The organism is Oleiphilus sp. HI0079 (assembly GCF_001635105.1).
This window is the reverse complement of sequence record NZ_LWFT01000256.1, coordinates 1-728: the sequence shown is the minus strand read 5'-3', so window position 1 is coordinate 728 and position 728 is coordinate 1. Positions and strand designations below refer to the sequence as shown.

Here is a 728-nt window from a genome sequence, read left to right as displayed (position 1 = left end):
GATGCTGCGTAACGGTGTTAAAAACCTGCCACCAGTCAAACGCTTGACCAAAGCATTTTTAAATGACTTTGGTGTTCCCGAATCTGCGGTTGAGTTTATCAATTACCCTACGAGGTTTGATTCGCGTGAAACAGAGCGTGTGCTCAAAGGTTCAGGGATAGAGTGTCCGAATCTTGAAACATACTCCGCGCCGATTTGGGATTTCTGGGAGCGCAATCTCGATCCAGATCTATATAAAGATCGCACCCTGCGAGGCACGGTGGAAGGAAAGGTCTGTGTAATTACAGGCGCCACCTCAGGAATTGGGTTGGCGACAGCCCGTAAGTTGGCTGAAGCTGGTGCGATTACATGTATTGCAGCGAGAACAAAAGAAACGCTTGATGAAGTGAAGCACGAGCTTGAGCAAGCTGGTGGCGATGTTCACGCATATCAATGTGACTTCGCAAACATGGAAGACTGTGACCGCTTTGTTGCAGAGGTGTTGAAAGATCATGACCACGTAGACTATTTGGTAAATAATGCTGGACGCTCAATTCGTCGTTCAATCAATCTTTCATTTGATCGCTTCCACGATTTTGAGCGTACGATGCAGCTCAACTATTTTGGTTCATTGCGTCTGATTATGGGCTTTGCTCCTAAAATGCTTGAAAATAAAAGAGGCCATATTGTTAATATTTCGTCGATCGGTACCTTGACGAATGCGCCGCGTTTCTCTGCTTACGTTGCGT

Annotated in this window: 1 protein-coding gene; it reads left to right on the top strand. The window is 46.2% G+C overall.

The window, feature by feature from the left end:
- Positions 1 to 728 (top strand): SDR family NAD(P)-dependent oxidoreductase (locus tag A3750_RS03750; protein WP_156498371.1); only part of this gene is annotated, 728 nt, incomplete at both ends.